Consider the following 16,793-nt stretch of genomic DNA (forward strand, 5'->3'; position numbering starts at 1 on the left):
TCGAAACACCCCCTGAGTACCTCACCCCCTGCCCCTGAGTACATGACCCCTGGGACCCGGAACCCGGGCGTGCGAACGTGCGTCCATACGGGCCGGGGCCCGGGGTGGACCGGGCGGGGAGAGGGGACGAACGTGGACCTGTTCGACGGAGAGCTGGGCGGGCGCGACGAACACCACGTGGGGGCCGGGGGCGGCTGCTCCTGGTTCTACGTGGTCCTCATCGGGCTGCTGATCGGCGTGGTCGTCGCCATGAACTGGTTCTTCGACTTCGTCAGGGACCTCTTCTGACGGTTCCTACGACTCCTCGGCCTCCCACTGGGCCTCGACACGCTTCCCGAAGGGCACCCAGAAGGTCGACCACCGCGCCGGCCGGTCGTGAAGGTCGACCACCAGACGCGTGAGCAGCCCCTCCTCGAAAGCCACCCCGTACAGGCCGCCTTCGAGCAGATGACCGTTGACGACGAGCGAGGGCGTTCCAGGTCCCTTCGGGTCGTCGCCGGTGTTCTCGTAGGCCTTCTCGGAGGCGGTCACGAATGCCTTGTACTTCATGGTCCTGACGGCGGCGTCGAATCCGGCGCCGCGCAGCCCCGGCACCTGGTCGGCGAGTTTCAGAAGGCGTTCGGTGGTGAAGCCGCCCGAGCGCTCCACGGGGACCTGGTTCCGGAACAGCACGGTGTGGTACTCGACGAACTTGCCCTGAGGGGCTACGGCCGGGACGGAGGTGGCGGGCTCTCGGTCTCGCCCTTGCGGTGGACCCGGGTGGCGAGCAGGCCGCCCAGGAAACCGAAGAACAGGCCCCAGAGCAGGGCGAAGCCGACCGTCTTCCAGATGTGCGGGCGCAGGATGACCTCGCCGCCGAGGGAGTCCAGGTCGCCGATGCCGAGGACCGAGAGGCCGAAGCGGGCCTCCACCAGGGTCAGGGGGGCCGCGACCAGCATCGTCAGGGCGAAGGCGATGCCCAGGTGCAGGGCGTGCTGCCAGAGCCGGATCCTGGCCGGGGAGCGGACCGCGGCCAGGAAGGCGACGGCGAGGACCAGGACGGCGGCCACGGGGAGCAGCCACCAGGCCCGGGCGTCCTGCGCGGCGAGCGAGCTCAGGTCGATCGTCGAGAGGTCCTCGCTGTCGCCCGTGCCGCCCTGGCGCAGGACGGCGTCGAGGATCTGCGGCATGGGCAGGCCGAAGGGGCCGTCGACCCTGCCCTCCCAGGAGCCGCCGATGCCCACGCCGAGGGCGAGCCAGGTGACGTTGGGCAGGCCGAGGAGGAGGACGGCGAGGGTCTCGGCGGTGTGCCCCTTGACCGCCGCGACGACGAGTCCGATCACCAGGCCCACGACCACGTACGCGAGGAGCAGCAGGAGCATCGCGTACGCCGCCGGCCGAACGGGTTCGTGGAAGCGGACCAGCCGGGGCGGCAACGGGGTCCTGCGGGAGACGAGGAGCGCCACGACCAGCACGCCGAGGATCCACAGGAGCCCGTAGAACAGGGTGGGCCCGACGTCGGTGCGGAAGCCGACGGTCGGGTTCACGGCGTCGAGGAGCTCGCCGAAGATGTCCATGAGGGAGCCCTGCTCGTCCCCGCCGCCGATGGTGATGGGGAAGTCGTGCCGGGCGACGGCGGAGATGCCCGCGAGGGCTGCCAGCCAGAGGACGACCGTGCTCGCGGCACGCATCAGGAGTTCGCGGGAGCTGGTCACGGCGTGGTGGCGCAGCGGGCGGAGGAAGCAGAAGCCGGTGACCAGTGCGCCCACCAGGGTGACGGTCAGGGGCATGGCGGTGAGTTCGGCCTGGGTTCCGGCGAGGGCTCCGGCGTCGCCGGAGAGTTCGATCTTTCCGCCGGCGGCCATGACGACGACGGCGGCGAGGACGGCGGTGAAGCCGCCGGGCAGGTCGCCGGCACCCGCGGCCCAGAGGCCCAGGCCCGCGGTGACGCCCATCGCGACGTACCCGGCGACCACCGCGGCCAGGGCCTGGAGGCCGACGCGGGCGAGGAGCCCGGTGGGGGTCGCGGGGGGCCGCGTGGAGGTGGGGAGCCGACTGCTCACCCTGCCCACGCTAGTACCGGCGGCCGTCGGGCGCTTGCGGACGGTACCGGTGACGGTGACGGCCGCGCGCTCGCGGCCGGGACCGCTCGTGTGGGGTGCTGCCGGTCGGGGTCCTCCGCTTGCGGGCGGGCACCGTTCGGCGCACACAATGGGGCCGGAACGGAAGAAAGGGAAAAACGTGACTTCCCACCCGCCGTCCGGCCCTCCGTCGGTACCTCCCGCAGGTCCCCCCTCCGGCCCTCTCTCGGGCCCGAGCACACGCCCGGGAAGCGCCGGTCCGCCACCGCCCCCCGGACCTCCCCACGACGGTTCGGGGGGCGGCTCGGGCGGCGGCGGCTCGTCGGGCGGCTCCGGGAGCGGCGGCGCCGGCGGGACTGGCGGTACTGGCGGCGCCGGGAACGGCGGCCCCAAGGGCCCCTGGTGGCGTTCCGTCCCGAAGGTCGCCTCGGTCACCGCCATCCTGGTCGCGGCCGCCGCCCTGGCCGTCGTGCTCACCAACAGCCCCGACGACAAGGGCGACACGGCGGGTTCCGGTGGCGGCGAGGTGTTCCTCCAGAACGCGGCCGCGTCCGGCCCCGACCCGTTCACCCGGTCGACGGCCCGCGCGGACACCGCCTCCGCCCCTCCGGCCTCGCTGCCTCCCCGTACCGGCTCGACCACCCCCGAGGTGTCGGGCTCGACCCCCGGTCTCTACGGCGGGACACAGTCGGTGGCCAGCTGCAACGTGGAACAGCAGGTCCGCTTCCTCTCCGGCGAACCCGCGAAGAACACCGCCTTCGCCTCCGTCCTCGGCATCGCCGGAAACGAGGTCCCGGGCTATCTCCGCTCCCTGACCCCGCTTCAGCTCCGCGCCGACACCCGGGTGACGAATCACGGGTACCGGGACGGCTCCGCCACCACCTACCAGGCGGTGCTCCAGTCCGGGACCGCGGTCCTGGTCGACGGTCGCGGGGTGCCCCGGGTGCGCTGCGCCTGCGGCAACCCGCTGACCGATCCGGTGGCACAGAAGGCACCGCGGACGACGGGCACGGCGTGGCAGGGGTACAGCTCCGACCAGGTGGTCGTGGTGGCTCCGTCCGTCACGGTCGTGAACGTCTTCGTGGTGTACGACCCGAAGGACGACAGCTGGTTCGCGCGGCAGCACGGCGACCACGGCCGCAACGACCACCCGACCCCGCCGCCTCCCCCGCCGCCCAGCAGGTCCCCGTCGACCTCCGCGTCGACGTCCCCGTCCACGTCGCCGTCCGTCTCCCCTTCGTCGCCGGTGCCGTGCGTGACGGTGACGGGCACGGAGACCCCGACGCCGAGCGGTGGGGTCACGCCGTCTCCGTGCCCCGAGACCCTGTCCCCCTCGGCGTCGACGTCCTCGCCGCCGACGTCTCCCTCCGACACGTCACCGTCGACCGACACGTCCCCGCCCGACAGCTCACCACCGGACGACTCGTCACCGTCGACCCAGTCGTCGGGTCCCGAGTCCGCACCGGTCACGGACGGTTCCGCGGGTCTGACCACCAACCCGTCCACCGACGGTTCCCCCGGTCCGGGAGCGGCACTGTGGTCCCCGTCCGCCGGGGCCGGCCGTCAGCCCGTGGTCTGATCGCGCTCAGCGGGAAGCAGGTCCCCGTGCCCCCGTCCCGGTCGATTCCCTTCGACGGGGACGGGGGCACGGGCGTTCCGGCGCAGGACGCGGGCCTCGCCCGGGAGGAGCACCGGGCCGGGCACAGTCAGCACCGGGCAGCCCGCACTCTTCACCACGGCCCGCAGGACCGGACGGCGCCGCAACCGGGCCGCCCGGCCGCGGCCGGGCGCCGAGCCGAGGACGAGCAGGTCGCCGGGGCGGTCCGCCACCCGGCGCAGGGCGGCCGCCGGGGTACCCCTGACGGCCCGGCCCTCGAAGGCGAGGCCGGCGGGAATGCCACCGAGTCCGTCGACGACGGCGGACTCCAGGCGCTGCCGTGCGTCCTCGGCCCACATCCGCGCCCAGGCCCGGTCGGGCATCCGGGCGTACAGGGCCTCACCCTCCGGCGGCTCCCAGACCAGGACCGCGAGCAGCGGAACGCCGTCGTGGCGGGCGAGCGCGGCCGCGGAGCGCAGGGCGGCGAGCGAGGCGAGTGAACCGGTCACACCGACGACGACCCGGCCGACGGCGCCGGGGGCGAGGCCGCCGCCCGAGCCGGTGGGCCCGCCGGTCACGGCTGTTCCACGGGGCGGGCGCGGACAGGGGCGGGGGCTGCCTTCGTCTCGGTACGCGGGGTCCGCAGGGCCCGGCGGAGCCAGGCTCCGACCGGCAGGGGCCGGGCCGCCCGCTCCTCCGCACGCTGCTGCCACATCCGCTCGTCACGGTCGGTGAAGTGTCCGGACATCGGTCGTCTCCTTTCCCTTGTTCAAGGTGGCCACCAGGCCACTGGAAAGGAGTCTGTAACCTTATTGGCCCGGACAGCAGAGCCAATGAGGAGTGATTGGCATGGCAGTGGCACGCGTGGTCCACACAGCGGACCGAACCCTGACGGGCCGGCAGCTGGCGTCGCTCCTCACCCCGCCCCCCGAGGGCCGGTTCGGCTACCGCGAGCTCGCGCGGGCCGTTCGGGAGGCCCTGCTCGACGGGCGGGTGGCCCTGCGGCTGCGGCTGCCGGCCGAGCGGGAGCTGGCCACGGTGCTCGCCGTGAGCCGGACGACGGTCACGGGGGCGTACGACCTGCTCCGCGAGAGCGGGTACGCGCACAGCCGACGCGGCGCGGGCACCTGGACCGCGCTCCCGGAGGGCCAGGCGCCGACCGCGCTCGGCGCCTTCCACGACGATGCCGGGGCGACCATCGACCTCGCCCTGGCCGCGCCGGAGGCCCCGGCCGAGGAACTCTCCGCCGCGCTCGCGGTGGCCGCCGCCGAACTGCCCCGCTACGCCGGCTCGCAGGGCTACCACCCGTACGGGCTGCCCACGCTGCGCGCCGCCGTCGCCGCCCGCTACACGGCGCGGGGCCTGCCGACCCGCCCGGAGCAGATCCTCGTCACGACGGGCGCGCAGCAGGCCCTCTCGCTGGTGCTCACGCTGCTCGGCCGGGCCGGAGACCGGGTGCTCGCCGAAAACCCCTCGTACACCAACGCCCTCGACGCGATGCGGAGCCGGATGCTCCGCATCACGCCGGTGCCGGTCACCGAGACCGGCTGGGACACCGGGCTCGTCGAGGCGGCGCTCCGGCAGACCGCGCCGCGCCTGGCCTATCTGATCCCCGACTTCCACAACCCGACCGGACACCTCATGCCGCAGGAGCAGCGCCGGGACCTGGCGCGGGCCGCGCGGGCCACCGGGACCTGGCTGGTGGTGGACGAGACACTGACCGACATCGCCCTGGACGTGCCCGCGCCGCTGCCGTTCGCGGCCGCGGCCGGTGGGGGCGACAGCGAGCAGATCGTCTCGGTCGGCTCGCTGAGCAAAAGCTGCTGGGGCGGCCTCCGGGTCGGCTGGGTGCGGGCCTCTTCCCGGGTCGTGACCGAGCTGGCCCGGGTACGGATCACCGCCGACCTGTCCGGTTCCGTACTGGACCAGCTGGTGGCTGTCGCCCTCATGGACCGGCTCGACGTGATCCTGCCGAAGCGCGTCGAGGAGCTACGGCTGCGCCGGGAAGCGCTGGCCTCGGCGCTCGCCCGCCATGTGCCCGATTGGCGGTGGACGGTGCCGCCCGGCGGGATGTGCCTGTGGATCGACCTGGGCCGTCCGGCGGCCTCGGCCCTCGCGGCCCGCGGCCTGCGGCACGGGGTACGCGTGGAGGGCGGCGCCCGGTTCGGGGTGGACCCCGGCACGCACGAGCACCGGCTGCGCCTCCCGTACACCCTGCCCGTGGAGGTGTACGAGCCGGCGGCCGAGCGGCTCGCGGCGGCCCTCGACGGGGCACCCGGGCGCTTCGCCGACCCGGCGCTGCCGGACTGGGTGGCCTGAGGCCCGTACGCACGTGGCCGGGAGTGAGGCCCGTACGCACGTGGCCGGGAGCCGTACGCACCTTCTGGAGGGCCGTACGTACTTATTCGGGTGCCGGTCCACTCGGGTCCATGTACGGTCCACCGAGTGGAACCACTGACCGACAAACAGATCCGCTCGTCCTTCGTGAACTGCACCAAGGGCGAGGCGGCACGCCTCAAGCTGCCGCTCGACTTCGCCGAACTTCCCTGGGACGACCTGGACTTCCTCGGCTGGGTCGACCCGGGCGCGCCGCTCCGCGCGCACCTCGTCGTCCCCCGCGCGGACGGGCCGGTCGGGGTGAGCCTGCGGGTGCCGGCCGCCGGGCGGACCAGTGCGATGAAGTCGAGCATGTGCCAGGTCTGTCTGACCGGGCACGCCTCCTCGGGCGTCACGCTGCTCGTGGCGCCGCTGGCCGGGACCCGCGGCCGCGAGGGGAACACCGTCGGGATCTACCTCTGCGCCGACCTCGCCTGTTCCCTGTACGTCCGGGGCAAGCGGCAGCCGAAGCTGCGCGGGCGGCGCCAGGAGGAGTCCCTCACGGTCGACGAGCAGGTCGCCCGTATGACGGGCAACCTGGACGCGTTCGTGGACCGGGTGACGGCGGGCTGAGCAGCCCGTCGGATCCGGTCAGCGGAAGGCCTGTTCGCCGGTGAGCGCCTTGCCGATGACCAGGGAGTGGACCTCGCTCGTGCCCTCGTAGGTGAGCACCGACTCCAGGTTGTTGGCGTGGCGCAGCACCGGGTACTCCAGGGTGATGCCGTTGGCGCCCAGGATCGTGCGGCACTCACGGGCGATCGCGATGGCCTCGCGCACGTTGTTCAGCTTGCCCACGCTGACCTGCTCGGCGGTGAGCGCACCCGCGTCCTTGAGCCGCCCCAGGTGGAGGGCGAGCAGCATGCCCTTGCCGAGTTCGACGGACATGTCGGCGAGCTTCTGCTGCGTCAGCTGGTACGAAGCGAGGGAACGGGCGAAGACGATCCGGTCGCGGGCGTAGGAGATCGCCGTCTCCAGGCAGTCGCGGGCGGCGCCGAGCGCACCGAAGACGATGCCGAAGCGGGCCTCGTTGAGACAGCCGAGCGGGCCGGAGAGGCCCCGGGCGTCCGGCAGCATCGCGTCGGCGGGGAGGCGCACGTCCTCCATGACCAGTTCGCTGGTGACGCTCGCCCGCAGGGACAGCTTCATCTTGATCTCCGGGGCGCTGAACCCGGGGGTGCCGGCCGGGACGAGGAAGCCTCGTACGCCGTCCTCGGTACGGGCCCAGACGACGGCGACATCGGCCACGGAGCCGTTGGTGATCCACATCTTGGTGCCGTTGAGGATCCAGTCGGATCCGTCGCGCTTGGCGTTGGTGCGCATGGCGCCGGGGTCGGAGCCGGCGTCGGGCTCGGTGAGGCCGAAGCAGCCGATGTACTCGCCGGCGGCCATCTTGGGCAGCCAGCGCTGCTTCTGCTCCTCGGAGCCGTACTTCCAGATCGCGTACATGGCGAGCGAGCCCTGGACGGAGACGAGCGAGCGCAGCCCGGAGTCGACGGCCTCAAGCTCCAGACAGGCGAGGCCGTACGCGACGGAGTTGGTGCCCGCGCAGCCGTAGCCCTCCAGGTGCATGCCGAGCACGCCGATGCCGCCGAGGGTGCGGGCGAGTTCGCGGGCGGGGATCTCGCCCTTCTCGAACCAGTCGGCGACGTGCGGGCGCAGCTCGCGGTCGGCGACGGCGCGCACGGTGCGTCGGATCTCGCGCTCCTCGTCCGTCAGCAGTCCGTCGATGGCGAGCAGGTCGAAGGGGTGGACGGGGGCGGAGCTGGACTGCGACGACTGCGACGACTTCACGGACGGCCTCCTGGCGGCTGTGGCAACTCGGCGAGCCGAAGCGTAGCCGTAGATCGGATATTGGATCCAGTATTGAAAATGCGATATCCCGCCCGTACGGTCCGATGGGATCCGATCGCCAGTGAGGGAGAGCGGAATGCGCGCAGATCAGCCGGGAACGACGACGGCAGGCGCCCTGTCCGGGATCGTCGTCGCCGACTTCGGCCGGGTCCTCGCGGGGCCGTACATGACGATGCTCCTCGCCGATCTGGGCGCGGACGTGATCAAGATCGAACGGCCCGGTTCCGGTGACGACACGCGCGCGTGGGGTCCGCCGTTCGCGGACGGCGAGGCCACCTACTTCCTCGGGGTGAACCGGAACAAGCGCTCCGTCGCGCTCGACCTCGCCGACCCCTGCGACCTGGCGGCGGCGCGCGCGATCGTGGGCCGCGCGGACGTCCTGGTGGAGAACTTCCGCCCGGGCACGATGGAGAAGCTCGGCCTCGGGTACGAGGACGTGCGGGGGTCCAACCCCGGACTCATCTACTGCTCGGTGACCGGCTTCGGCACCGACGGAGGGGCCCGGCTGCCCGGCTACGACCTGCTCGTCCAGGCCATGGGCGGCCTCATGAGCGTGACGGGTGAACCTGACGGCCAGGGAACGAAGGCCGGGGTCGCCCTGGTCGACGTCATCACCGGGCTGCACGCGGGCCTCGGCGTCCTCGCCGCCCTCCGGCACCGGGAGCGCACCGGCGAGGGCCAGCGGGTCGAGGTCTCCCTGCTCTCCTCCCTCCTCTCGGCGCTCACCAATCAGGCGGCCGCCCACCTCGGGGCCGGGGTCGTGCCGCGCGCGATGGGAAATAGCCACCCGAGCATCACCCCGTACGAGGTGTTCGAGGCGCAGGACCGGCCGCTGGTCCTGGCCGTGGGCAACGACCGGCAGTTCCGGGTCCTGTGCGAGCGCCTCGGCCTGCCCGGGCTCGCCGAGGATCCGCGCTTCGCGACCAACACGGCCCGGGTCGCCCACCGGGAGGAGCTGGTCGCGGCGCTCACCGGACCCCTGGGCACCCGTACCGCCGACAGCTGGTTCGAGGAGCTCACCGCGGCCGGAGTGCCGTGCGGGCCGATCAACGACCTGGCCGCCGCCTTCGACCTCGCGGACCGGCTGGGGCTCGCCCCGAGGGTCCCCGAGTCCGCGGCCGGCCCCGGCCAGGTCGCCCATCCGATCCGGCTCGGCGCCACCCCGCCCCGCTATCGCGCCGCTCCCCCGCGCCTGGGCGAACACACGGAGGACCTGCTGGCGGCGCTGGGACGGCCTGTCCACAGGGGCCCGGCGCCGAACGGACACACGGAGGAAGATGGTCGACACCGGCGCGATCACGGCACGGTGGGCTCGGTGGGACCGGTGAGGGAAACGGAAGGTCACAGGCGATGAGCAGCGTGGTGCAGAGGCGGCGGCCGCAGACCGCCCAGCAGTTCGTCCTGGAGGAGTTGCGGCGCGCCATCACCAGCGGGGAACTCAGGCCCGGCGGGCAGATCCGCCAGGACGCCCTCGCGGCCCGGTTCGAGGTGAGCCGGGTGCCGTTGCGTGAGGCCCTGAAGGCCCTGGAGGCCGAGGGTCTGGTCGTCCATCACATACACCGGGGCTACTTCGTCGCCGAGCTCTCGCTCGCCGATCTGGAGGAGATCTACCGGATCCGTGAGCTCCTGGAGACAGAAGCCGTACGGATGGCCGTGCGGCGGATGCCGGACGGCGTCGTGGCCACCCTTGAGCGCGTCCAGCGCGAGGTGGAGCGGGCGGCCGAAGAGGGTGATGTGGCGGCGATGGCCGCGGCGAACCGGCTCTTCCACTTCACCCTGATCGAGGCGTCGGGGATGCCGCGCCTGGTCCGTCTGATCGCGACCCTGTGGGACTCCACCGACGCGTACCGCTCGCTCTACTACACCGAGGACCCGCACCGGAAGCAGGCCGTGCGCGAGCATCGCGCCGTCATCTCGGCACTCCGGCTCGGCGACGAGGAGGCCACCGTCCGGTGGCTCGACGAGCACCGGGCCCATGCCGTGGCGGCGCTGCGCGAGGTCCTGGACCTGGAGCGGGACTGAGCGCGGTGCGATGTCCCGGGGGCGTAAATCGGATGCCCGGGGCCGTGGCCGCCTCATAGGCTCCTCGGCATGCATCACGGGGGATTGATCAACATCATCGACGTCGAGGCGACCTGCTGGGACGGCGAGCGCCCGCCCGGCGCGGTCAGCGAGATCATCGAGATCGGACTGACGGTCGTCGACCTGAACGCCGGTGAGCGGGTCTCGCGGCACCGGATCCTGGTGCGGCCGGCTCGCTCGAAGGTCAGCGCGTTCTGCACCGAACTGACCGGTCTCACCCAGGCGGAGGTCGACACCGGCCTGGACTTCGCCGCCGCCTGCCGGCTGCTCGCGACCACGTACGAGGCAGGGGCGCGGCCCTGGGCAAGCTGGGGCGACTACGACCGCAAGCAGTTCACCCACCAGTGTCGGGTGACGGGCACCCCGTACCCCTTCGGGCAGCATCACACCAACGCCAAGGCGGTGTTCACCGAGGGGTACGGCCTTCGCAAGCGCCCCGGTATGGCGCGCGCCCTGGAGGTCGCGGGGCTGCCCCTGGAGGGGCGTCATCACCGGGGCGAGGACGATGCCTGGAACATCGCGGCGTTGGTGCTGCGGCTCGCGGAGCGGGGTGCGTGGCCGTCGGTCGGCGCGGTGGACGTTCCGTAGGCGACTTCGGGACCTGCGGTTACCCTGGCGCCGGACGCGAGGAGGAACCATGGGGCGGATGCCGTCGGCCGAACGACGCAGACAACTGGTCGACGCGGCGATCAGGGCGATGACCAGGGACGGGGTCGCCCGGACCACCACCCGGTCGATCTGTGCCGAGGCGGGTGTCTCGCTGAGCGTCTTCCACTACTGCTTCGAATCCAAGCAGGCCCTCCTCGAAGCCGCGATCGAGACGATCAACAGCAACTACGTGGCGCGCGTGATGTCGGCGGTCGAGCCGGGCGCCACCCTGCGCGAGACCGTACGGGGCGCGCTCCAGACGTACTGGGACCATGTCACCGCCCACCCCGGCGAGCACATGCTGACCTATGACCTCACCCAGTACGCCCTGCGCGAGCCGGGGTTCGAGCATCTGGCACGGGCCCAGTACGAGCAGTACGTGGCGTCGGCGGGCGAGCTCGTCGAGCAGGTCCGCACGGTGCGGGACCTCGATCCGCGGGTTCCGGTGGACTCGATCGCGCGGTACCTGGCGGCGGCGATCGACGGTCTCACCCTCCAGTTCCTGGTCCTCGGCGACGAGAAGACGGCCGCGACGCAGCTGGATCTGACGGCCGATCAACTGGTCTCGCTGATCGAGGGACACACCCGCTAGCGCGCTGCCCGGCCGGACCCCCGCACTCATCAACAGGTCATCTGTCCCGGACTATTGACTCACTCCGTCAACACCGCGATTCTCGGGGCGCCCGGTACTCCCCCACCGTCCGGAGGCATCGCTGACCATGACTCGACCCATTTCGCGCGGGACCGGCGGCAGACCCGCCCTCCTTGCGCTGTTCCTCGCCCTGGCCGCCGTTCTCTTCGGCTCCGGTCCCGTGCCCGCGGCCGCCGCCGCAGGTACGTGGTGGGAGCCCACGTCCCGGCCGGCCGCCGACTCGCAGATCAACGTCACGGGTGCGCCGTTCACGGGAACGGACGCACAGGGGAAGGTGCGCGGCTTCGTCGACGCGCACAACCACCTGATGTCCAACGAGGGGTTCGGTGGCCGCATGATCTGCGGCAAGCCGTTCTCGACGGCGGGCGTCGCCGACGCGCTCAAGGACTGTCCGGAGCACTACCCGGACGGTTCGGGCGCCCTCTTCGAACACCTCACCGGCGGCGACAACGGCAAGCACGACCCGGTCGGCTGGCCCACGTTCAAGGACTGGCCCGCCAACAACTCCCTGAGCCACCAGCAGAACTACTACGCCTGGGTCGAGCGAGCCTGGCGCGGCGGCCAGCGTGTCCTGGTCAACGACCTCGTCACCAATGGTCTGATCTGCTCGCTGCTGCCCCGCGACCGCGGCTGCGACGAGATGGACGCCATCCGGCTCGAAGCCCGCAAGACGTACGAGATGCAGGACTACGTCGACGGCATGTACGGCGGCCCCGGTAAGGGCTGGTTCCGGATCGTCACCAGTGCCGCCCAGGCCCGCTCGGTGATCGAGCAGGGCAAGCTCGCGGTCGTCCTCGGGGTGGAGACCTCGGAGCCCTTCGGCTGCAAGCAGATCCTCGACGTCGCCCAGTGCGGCAAGGAGGACATCGACAAGGGGCTCGACGAGCTGTACTCGCTCGGCGTGCGCAGCATGTTCCTCTGCCACAAGTTCGACAACGCGCTGTGCGGCGTCCGCTTCGACAGCGGGACCACGGGCGTGGCCGTCAACATCGGCCAGTTCCTGTCCACGGGCACCTTCTGGGCCACCGAGAAGTGCGCGGGGCCGCAGCACGACAACCCCATCGGACTGGCCGCCGCACCCGCCGCGATGGCGGCCAAGCTGCCGGCAGGGGTGGGCGTCCCCTCGTACGCCTCCGACGCACGGTGCAACACGCGCGGGCTCACCCGGCTCGGGGAGTACGCCGTGAAGGGCATGGTCCAGCGCGGCATGATGCTGGAGCTCGACCACATGAGCGTCAAGGCCGCGGGCCGGGCGCTGGACATGCTGGAGGCCGAGGAGTACCCCGGCGTGCTCTCCAGCCACAGCTGGATGGACCTCGACTGGACCGAGCGGCTGTACCGCCTCGGTGGCTTCGCCGCCTCGTACATGCACAACGCCCAGGGGTTCGTCGGCGAGGCGGGACAGAAGGCGGCCCTGCGCAAGAAGTACGGCGTCGGGTTCGGCTACGGCACTGACATGAACGGGGTCGGCGGCTGGCCCGGCCCGGTCGGCCCCGACGCCCCGAACGCGGTGAAGTACCCCTTCCGCAGCTTCGACGGCGGTTCCGTCCTCGACCGCCAGGTCACCGGTGAGCGCACCTGGGACCTCAACACCGACGGAGCCGCGCACAACGGCCTCGTACCGGACTGGATCGAGCAGATCCGGCTCACGGACGGCGGACCGGGCGTCGTGGACGAGCTGTCGCGGGGTGCGGAGTCGTACCTCACCACGTGGAAGCGGACCGAGGACCACGAGCCGGGGGTGAACCTCGCGTCCGGGCAGCCGGTGTCGGCCAGCACCACCCAGTGGTGGAACCCCTTCGTCAACTTCTCGCCGGGTCTCACGGTCGACGGCGACACGGGGACCCGCTGGGCCAGCGAGTGGTCGGACGACCAGTGGCTCCAGGTGGACCTGGGATCCGTGCGCCGGGTCGGGCGGGTCACGCTGGACTGGGAGCGGGCGTACGCGCGCGCGTACCGGATCGAGCTGTCGGACGACGGCACGAACTGGCGGACCGCGTGGTCGACGGAAGCGGGTGACGGCGGCTACGACACGGCGGAGTTCGCCTCGCAGCCGGCCCGGTACCTGCGGGTCCACGGAGTGAAGCGGGCCACGGAGTGGGGCTACTCGCTCTATGAGGTGTCCGTCAACAGGTCCTGACAGCGGGACACGAGAGGGGCCTGCCGGACGCGGATCCGGCAGGCCCCTTTCGTGTGCCCGGAGGGCTAGAGGGAGCGGCAGAGCAGGGCGTCGGGGGTCTTGCCCTTCGCCCAGGCTCCGGTGAAGGCGATCCCGGCGGCGTACTCGCCGGTGGCGCACTGTCCCTTGTAGTTGCCGGCGGCGAACTCGCCGCCGGGCCCGCCTGCCGGGCGGTTGTCGCCCCGGTCGAACCAGAGCGTGCGGCCGGTCACCGGCAGGGCGCGGGACGCGGCGGTGCAGAGCACGGCGGAGACGGCCTGGCCGCGCACGCTGTAGCCGGTCATGAACTGGTCGCGGGGGCACTGGAGTTTGGTGTAGCCACCGGCCCAGTCGCCCTCCTTGACGTACCGTTCGTCGGTCACGACGGTGAACCCGCCCGCCGAGGCGTCGAGTCGGGGCGCTCCCGCGTCCGTGCAGAGACCGCGTCCGTCGCGGTGGGCGAGGCCGACGATCCGCTGCCCGTCGGGGCAGACGCCCTTGCGGGCGCCCTGGTCCCAGTCGCCCCCGGTCCGGGTGCGGAGCGATTGCACGGCGTCCGCGTGGTCGAGGTTCAGCATGTTCCAGCGGTCGACGGCCGGCACGGGGCCGGTGAGGCCGGGCGCGGTGACGAGCCGGCGCCAGTCGGGGGCGCGCCAGTCGTCACCATCGAGGATGCCGGAGCGCCGCCCCTCGGTGTCGTAGTCGAGCAGTTTCCAGCGTCCGTGCCCCGTGAAGCCGACGAGGGGCCAGTAGGCGAAGTCGGTGTCGTTCGCGACGAGGTAGTCGACGAAGTTCCCGAACCAGGCGCGGGCCTGGGGGTTGGTCTCGTCGGCGCCGATGCCGAACTCGCTGATCCACACGGGTGCGGTGTAGTGACGGCCGGTGTCGGCGGCGACGAAGAAGGCCTGGCGCCGCAGGGTCGCGAAGAGCTCGTCGCGGGAGAGTTCCTGGTAGCGCCAGTCGTGGGTCTCGCCGGTGCCGGTCGCGCCGGTGTGGTTCGGTCCGGTGTAGCCGTAGAAGTGGGCCGAGTAGACGAGCTTCCCGGAGGCGACGAGGGTGTGGGAGAGGGCGCGCGCCGGCTCCAGGGTGGGCCGCCCGTGCGGGAGTCCGTCGGCGGGTATCCCCTGCCAGTTGATGCCCTCGACGATGACCAGGAGGTCGGGGTTGGCCTCGGTGAGGAGCCGGTCGCCGAGGCGCTGGGTGGCCGCCCACCAGTCGTGCCCGTCACCCCAGCCCCAGTTGGCGTCGTCGGTGATCGTGCGGCGCACCTCGTTGTAGAGGTCGGCACCGACGACCCGCTTGTCGTTCTTGTAGCGCTTGGCCAGGAACAGCCAGTCGGCCTCCCACTGGGCGGCGCTCTGACTGGTGTTCCAGCGTTCGTTGCCGTCGAGGCCGCAACACCAACGGGAGGTGTTGGTGTGGTTGTTGAGGATGACGGCGAAGCCCTCCGCGGTGGTCGCGGCGACGACCGCGTCGAAGACCTGGAGCGGGGTCTTGCCGCGCAGCTGGGGGTTGGCCGCGACCGCGGCGTCGGGGACGGGCCGCTGATCGTGGAGCATCTCGTTGGAGAACGGCAGGCGGAGGCTGTTGATGCCGAGGGCGTGGAAGTCGGCGAGGATGGTGGCGACGGGCGTGCGGTCGAGGCCCAGCGGCAGTTGGTCGGACTTCTCCGCGTCGTGGTGCGCGGTGGGGTCGGTGATGTCCCCCGAGCCGTTCCACGAGCCCTGTGCGCCGTGCCAGTTGGCCGACTTGAGCTTGAAGCGGTCGCCGTTCGCGTCGACGACGTACCGGCCCCGGGTGCTCAGGGGCGGCCGCCAGATGTCGGCGAGGCCACCGTCCACCGCCGAGGCCGTGGTGGAGACCGAGGGAACCGCAGGGGCCGCCGGGGCCGCAGGTGCTCCGGCGGCCAGGAGGGCCACGGCGAGCGCGGCCCTCAGGAGTGTTCTCTTCACAGGGTCCTTCCGAGGTGAGAGGGGTCGGCCGGCCGGGAGCGTCAGCCCGCCGAGGGGCCGGTCCAGTCGGCGGGGATACGGGCGAGCCGTACGCGCTGCGGGTGGTCGCCGACGTCCACGGAGATCACGCGCTGCCCGGTGGCGAAGTCGATCGCCGTCACCCGGTCGGCGCCGCTCTCGGAGATGACGCAGGACCGTCCGTCGCCGCTCACGGTCGCCCAGTAGGGCTTGGAGGCCTCGACGAGCGGACCTTCCTGGAGGGTGGCGCGGTCGACCACCGTGGCGTAGTCGTCCATCGTGCCCGCGACGCAGAGCTTGGTTCCGTCGGGACTCATCGAAAGGCCGTGGTGGCGCGAGTCGTTGACCCAGGTGGTGCGGTCGGGGTCGGTCTTCGGGTTGCCGGGAAGGACCTTGGCCCGGGTGATCCGGTCGGTGGTGACGTCGTACTCGAGGAAGCCGTTGTAGAAGGAGACCTGGAGGTAGAGCTTCTTCTCGTCCGGGGTGAAGGCGACGGGGCGGACGGCGTCGGAGAGGTCGCCGCGACCGAAGGCGTCGAGGCGCTCGCGCATGTCGATGACGCGGACGGTCTTGAAGGTGGTGGCGTCGACGACGGTGATGCGGCGGTCTCCCTTGGTCCAGTCGAGCCAGGGGGCGTCGAGGGCCGTGGTGACCTCGCCGATGGCCATGTTCCACAGGAGTCCGTCGGAGGTGAAGACGTTCTCGTGCGGCTTGTCGCCGGTCTTGAACGAGCCGATCTGCCGGCCGGTGGCGATGTCGAGGACGTGCACGGTGTTCGCGGTGGAGGCGGAGACCGCGACCCGGGTGCCGTCGGGCGAGACCGCCATGTGGTCGGCTCGGTAACCGGCCACGGGGAAGCGCCAGTTGATCCGTCCGGTGCGCAGGTCGAGGGAGACGACGTCGGCGAAGCTGGGCCGGGAGACGACCATGGAGGAGCCGTCGGGGGTGGCGTACATGTCGTCGACGAACTGGTCGTGACCCTCCCCCGGGCCGCTGCGGACGCCGAGGAAGAACGCGAGCTTGACGGGGTTCAGATAGATCTCGCGGAGGCGTTCCTCCTTGTCGGGGATGACGTTCACCCGGCCGATGCGGTGGAAGTCGCCCCGGGAGGCGATGACGTCGGCCGTTCCGTCCCAGTTGTTGCCGACGAACATCGCCTCGCGGAGCCCGGAGGGCGCCGCGCCTTCGGCGGCGGCCGATCCGGGGGCGGCAGATCCGGTGCCGCCGACCGTGGCGACGAGGGCGACCGCGACCGCGAGGGCGGCGGCGAGGCGTCGGGGGCGGACGGTCGACGTACGGAGAGAGGGCATGCGGGGGTCCTTCTTCCGGCTCGCAGGGGTGACTTACCCGAAGTAACCATGTATATGACAAGGCCCGCAAGTGCCTGTCACACCTCTTC

The 16,793-nt window shown here is 72.0% G+C and carries 16 protein-coding genes; 9 read left to right on the forward strand and 7 right to left on the reverse strand.

Annotated elements, in window-relative coordinates; all coding sequences use genetic code 11:
- Positions 1-132 precede the first annotated feature (132 nt).
- Positions 133-288: a hypothetical protein gene (locus tag OG514_RS34840; RefSeq protein WP_266901604.1), complete on the forward strand. Its 156-nt coding sequence runs from the start codon at positions 133-135 to the stop codon at positions 286-288.
- A gap of 6 nt (positions 289-294) precedes the next feature.
- Here the strand turns inward: OG514_RS34840 and OG514_RS34845 are convergent, their stop codons facing one another.
- Entirely contained in the window at positions 295-672 is a 378-nt protein-coding gene (locus OG514_RS34845; protein WP_323181675.1) for a hypothetical protein, read from the reverse strand.
- Between the two features lie 32 nt (positions 673-704).
- Complete coding sequence (locus OG514_RS34850) at positions 705-2,051, reverse strand: streptophobe family protein (RefSeq protein WP_266901606.1); 1,347 nt, start codon at positions 2,049-2,051, stop codon at positions 705-707.
- A 478-nt stretch (positions 2,052-2,529) separates the two neighbouring features.
- On the opposite strand from OG514_RS34850, the gene OG514_RS34855 reads away from it, so the two are divergent.
- Complete coding sequence (locus OG514_RS34855; protein WP_266901608.1) at positions 2,530-3,639, forward strand: DUF6777 domain-containing protein; 1,110 nt, start codon at positions 2,530-2,532, stop codon at positions 3,637-3,639.
- Here OG514_RS34855 and OG514_RS34860 read toward each other — a convergent pair.
- Positions 3,624-4,235 carry a universal stress protein gene (locus OG514_RS34860; protein ID WP_266901610.1) on the reverse strand — a complete coding sequence of 204 codons (612 nt, stop codon included), beginning with the start codon at positions 4,233-4,235 and terminating at the stop codon, positions 3,624-3,626. The two genes, OG514_RS34855 and OG514_RS34860, sit on opposite strands and share 16 nt — an antisense overlap.
- On the reverse strand, positions 4,232-4,405 hold the full coding sequence (locus tag OG514_RS34865; protein WP_266901612.1) for a hypothetical protein: 174 nt from the start codon (positions 4,403-4,405) through the stop codon (positions 4,232-4,234). Before OG514_RS34865 ends, OG514_RS34860 begins: the two co-directional genes overlap by 4 nt.
- A gap of 101 nt (positions 4,406-4,506) precedes the next feature.
- Here OG514_RS34865 and OG514_RS34870 point away from each other — a divergent pair, with 101 nt between their 5' ends.
- Together OG514_RS34870 and OG514_RS34875 are read left to right on the forward strand one after the other, a co-directional pair.
- On the forward strand, positions 4,507-5,976 hold the full coding sequence (locus tag OG514_RS34870) for a PLP-dependent aminotransferase family protein (protein ID WP_266901614.1): 1,470 nt from the start codon (positions 4,507-4,509) through the stop codon (positions 5,974-5,976).
- A gap of 126 nt (positions 5,977-6,102) precedes the next feature.
- Positions 6,103-6,606, forward strand: coding sequence for an FBP domain-containing protein (locus tag OG514_RS34875; RefSeq protein ID WP_266901616.1), 504 nt, complete (start codon positions 6,103-6,105; stop codon positions 6,604-6,606).
- 18 nt (positions 6,607-6,624) lie between these two features.
- Here the strand turns inward: OG514_RS34875 and OG514_RS34880 are convergent, their stop codons facing one another.
- Complete coding sequence (locus OG514_RS34880) at positions 6,625-7,824, reverse strand: acyl-CoA dehydrogenase family protein (RefSeq protein ID WP_266901618.1); 1,200 nt, start codon at positions 7,822-7,824, stop codon at positions 6,625-6,627.
- A 136-nt stretch (positions 7,825-7,960) separates the two neighbouring features.
- On the opposite strand from OG514_RS34880, the gene OG514_RS34885 reads away from it, so the two are divergent.
- The 5 genes from OG514_RS34885 (at position 7,961) to OG514_RS34905 (ending at position 13,406) form a co-directional block, all read left to right on the forward strand.
- Complete coding sequence (locus OG514_RS34885) at positions 7,961-9,238, forward strand: CaiB/BaiF CoA-transferase family protein (protein WP_266901620.1); 1,278 nt, start codon at positions 7,961-7,963, stop codon at positions 9,236-9,238.
- Positions 9,235-9,906: a GntR family transcriptional regulator gene (locus OG514_RS34890; RefSeq protein ID WP_266901622.1), complete on the forward strand. Its 672-nt coding sequence runs from the start codon at positions 9,235-9,237 to the stop codon at positions 9,904-9,906. Before OG514_RS34885 ends, OG514_RS34890 begins: the two co-directional genes overlap by 4 nt.
- Before the next feature lie 69 nt (positions 9,907-9,975).
- Positions 9,976-10,554: a 3'-5' exonuclease gene (locus OG514_RS34895; RefSeq protein WP_266901624.1), complete on the forward strand. Its 579-nt coding sequence runs from the start codon at positions 9,976-9,978 to the stop codon at positions 10,552-10,554.
- 49 nt (positions 10,555-10,603) lie between these two features.
- On the forward strand, positions 10,604-11,206 hold the full coding sequence (locus tag OG514_RS34900; RefSeq protein ID WP_266901626.1) for a TetR/AcrR family transcriptional regulator: 603 nt from the start codon (positions 10,604-10,606) through the stop codon (positions 11,204-11,206).
- 127 nt (positions 11,207-11,333) lie between these two features.
- Positions 11,334-13,406, forward strand: coding sequence for a discoidin domain-containing protein (locus OG514_RS34905; protein ID WP_266901628.1), 2,073 nt, complete (start codon positions 11,334-11,336; stop codon positions 13,404-13,406).
- A gap of 65 nt (positions 13,407-13,471) precedes the next feature.
- Here the strand turns inward: OG514_RS34905 and OG514_RS34910 are convergent, their stop codons facing one another.
- The gene (locus OG514_RS34910) at positions 13,472-15,376 is read right to left on the reverse strand and encodes a glycoside hydrolase family 5 protein (protein WP_266901630.1); all 1,905 of its coding nucleotides are present in this window, start codon (positions 15,374-15,376) and stop codon (positions 13,472-13,474) included.
- Positions 15,377-15,417: 41 nt separating this feature from the next.
- Positions 15,418-16,704, reverse strand: coding sequence for a YncE family protein (locus OG514_RS34915; protein WP_266901632.1), 1,287 nt, complete (start codon positions 16,702-16,704; stop codon positions 15,418-15,420).
- Between the last annotated feature and the right edge of the window lie 89 nt (positions 16,705-16,793).

The organism is Streptomyces sp. NBC_00572 (genome assembly GCF_026341815.1).
GTDB lineage: Bacteria > Actinomycetota > Actinomycetes > Streptomycetales > Streptomycetaceae > Streptomyces.

Excerpts from the sequence above, each read along its gene's own strand:
- OG514_RS34915 (WP_266901632.1), bottom strand. The coding sequence starts at position 16,704 with ATGCCCTCTCTCCGTACGTCGACCGTCCGCCCCCGACGCCTCGCCGCC.
- OG514_RS34905 (WP_266901628.1), top strand. The coding sequence starts at position 11,334 with ATGACTCGACCCATTTCGCGCGGGACCGGCGGCAGACCCGCCCTCCTT.
- OG514_RS34895 (WP_266901624.1), top strand. The coding sequence starts at position 9,976 with ATGCATCACGGGGGATTGATCAACATCATCGACGTCGAGGCGACCTGC.
- OG514_RS34865 (WP_266901612.1), bottom strand. The coding sequence starts at position 4,405 with ATGTCCGGACACTTCACCGACCGTGACGAGCGGATGTGGCAGCAGCGT.
- OG514_RS34885 (WP_266901620.1), top strand. The coding sequence starts at position 7,961 with ATGCGCGCAGATCAGCCGGGAACGACGACGGCAGGCGCCCTGTCCGGG.
- OG514_RS34870 (WP_266901614.1), top strand. The coding sequence starts at position 4,507 with ATGGCAGTGGCACGCGTGGTCCACACAGCGGACCGAACCCTGACGGGC.
- OG514_RS34890 (WP_266901622.1), top strand. The coding sequence starts at position 9,235 with ATGAGCAGCGTGGTGCAGAGGCGGCGGCCGCAGACCGCCCAGCAGTTC.
- OG514_RS34900 (WP_266901626.1), top strand. The coding sequence starts at position 10,604 with ATGGGGCGGATGCCGTCGGCCGAACGACGCAGACAACTGGTCGACGCG.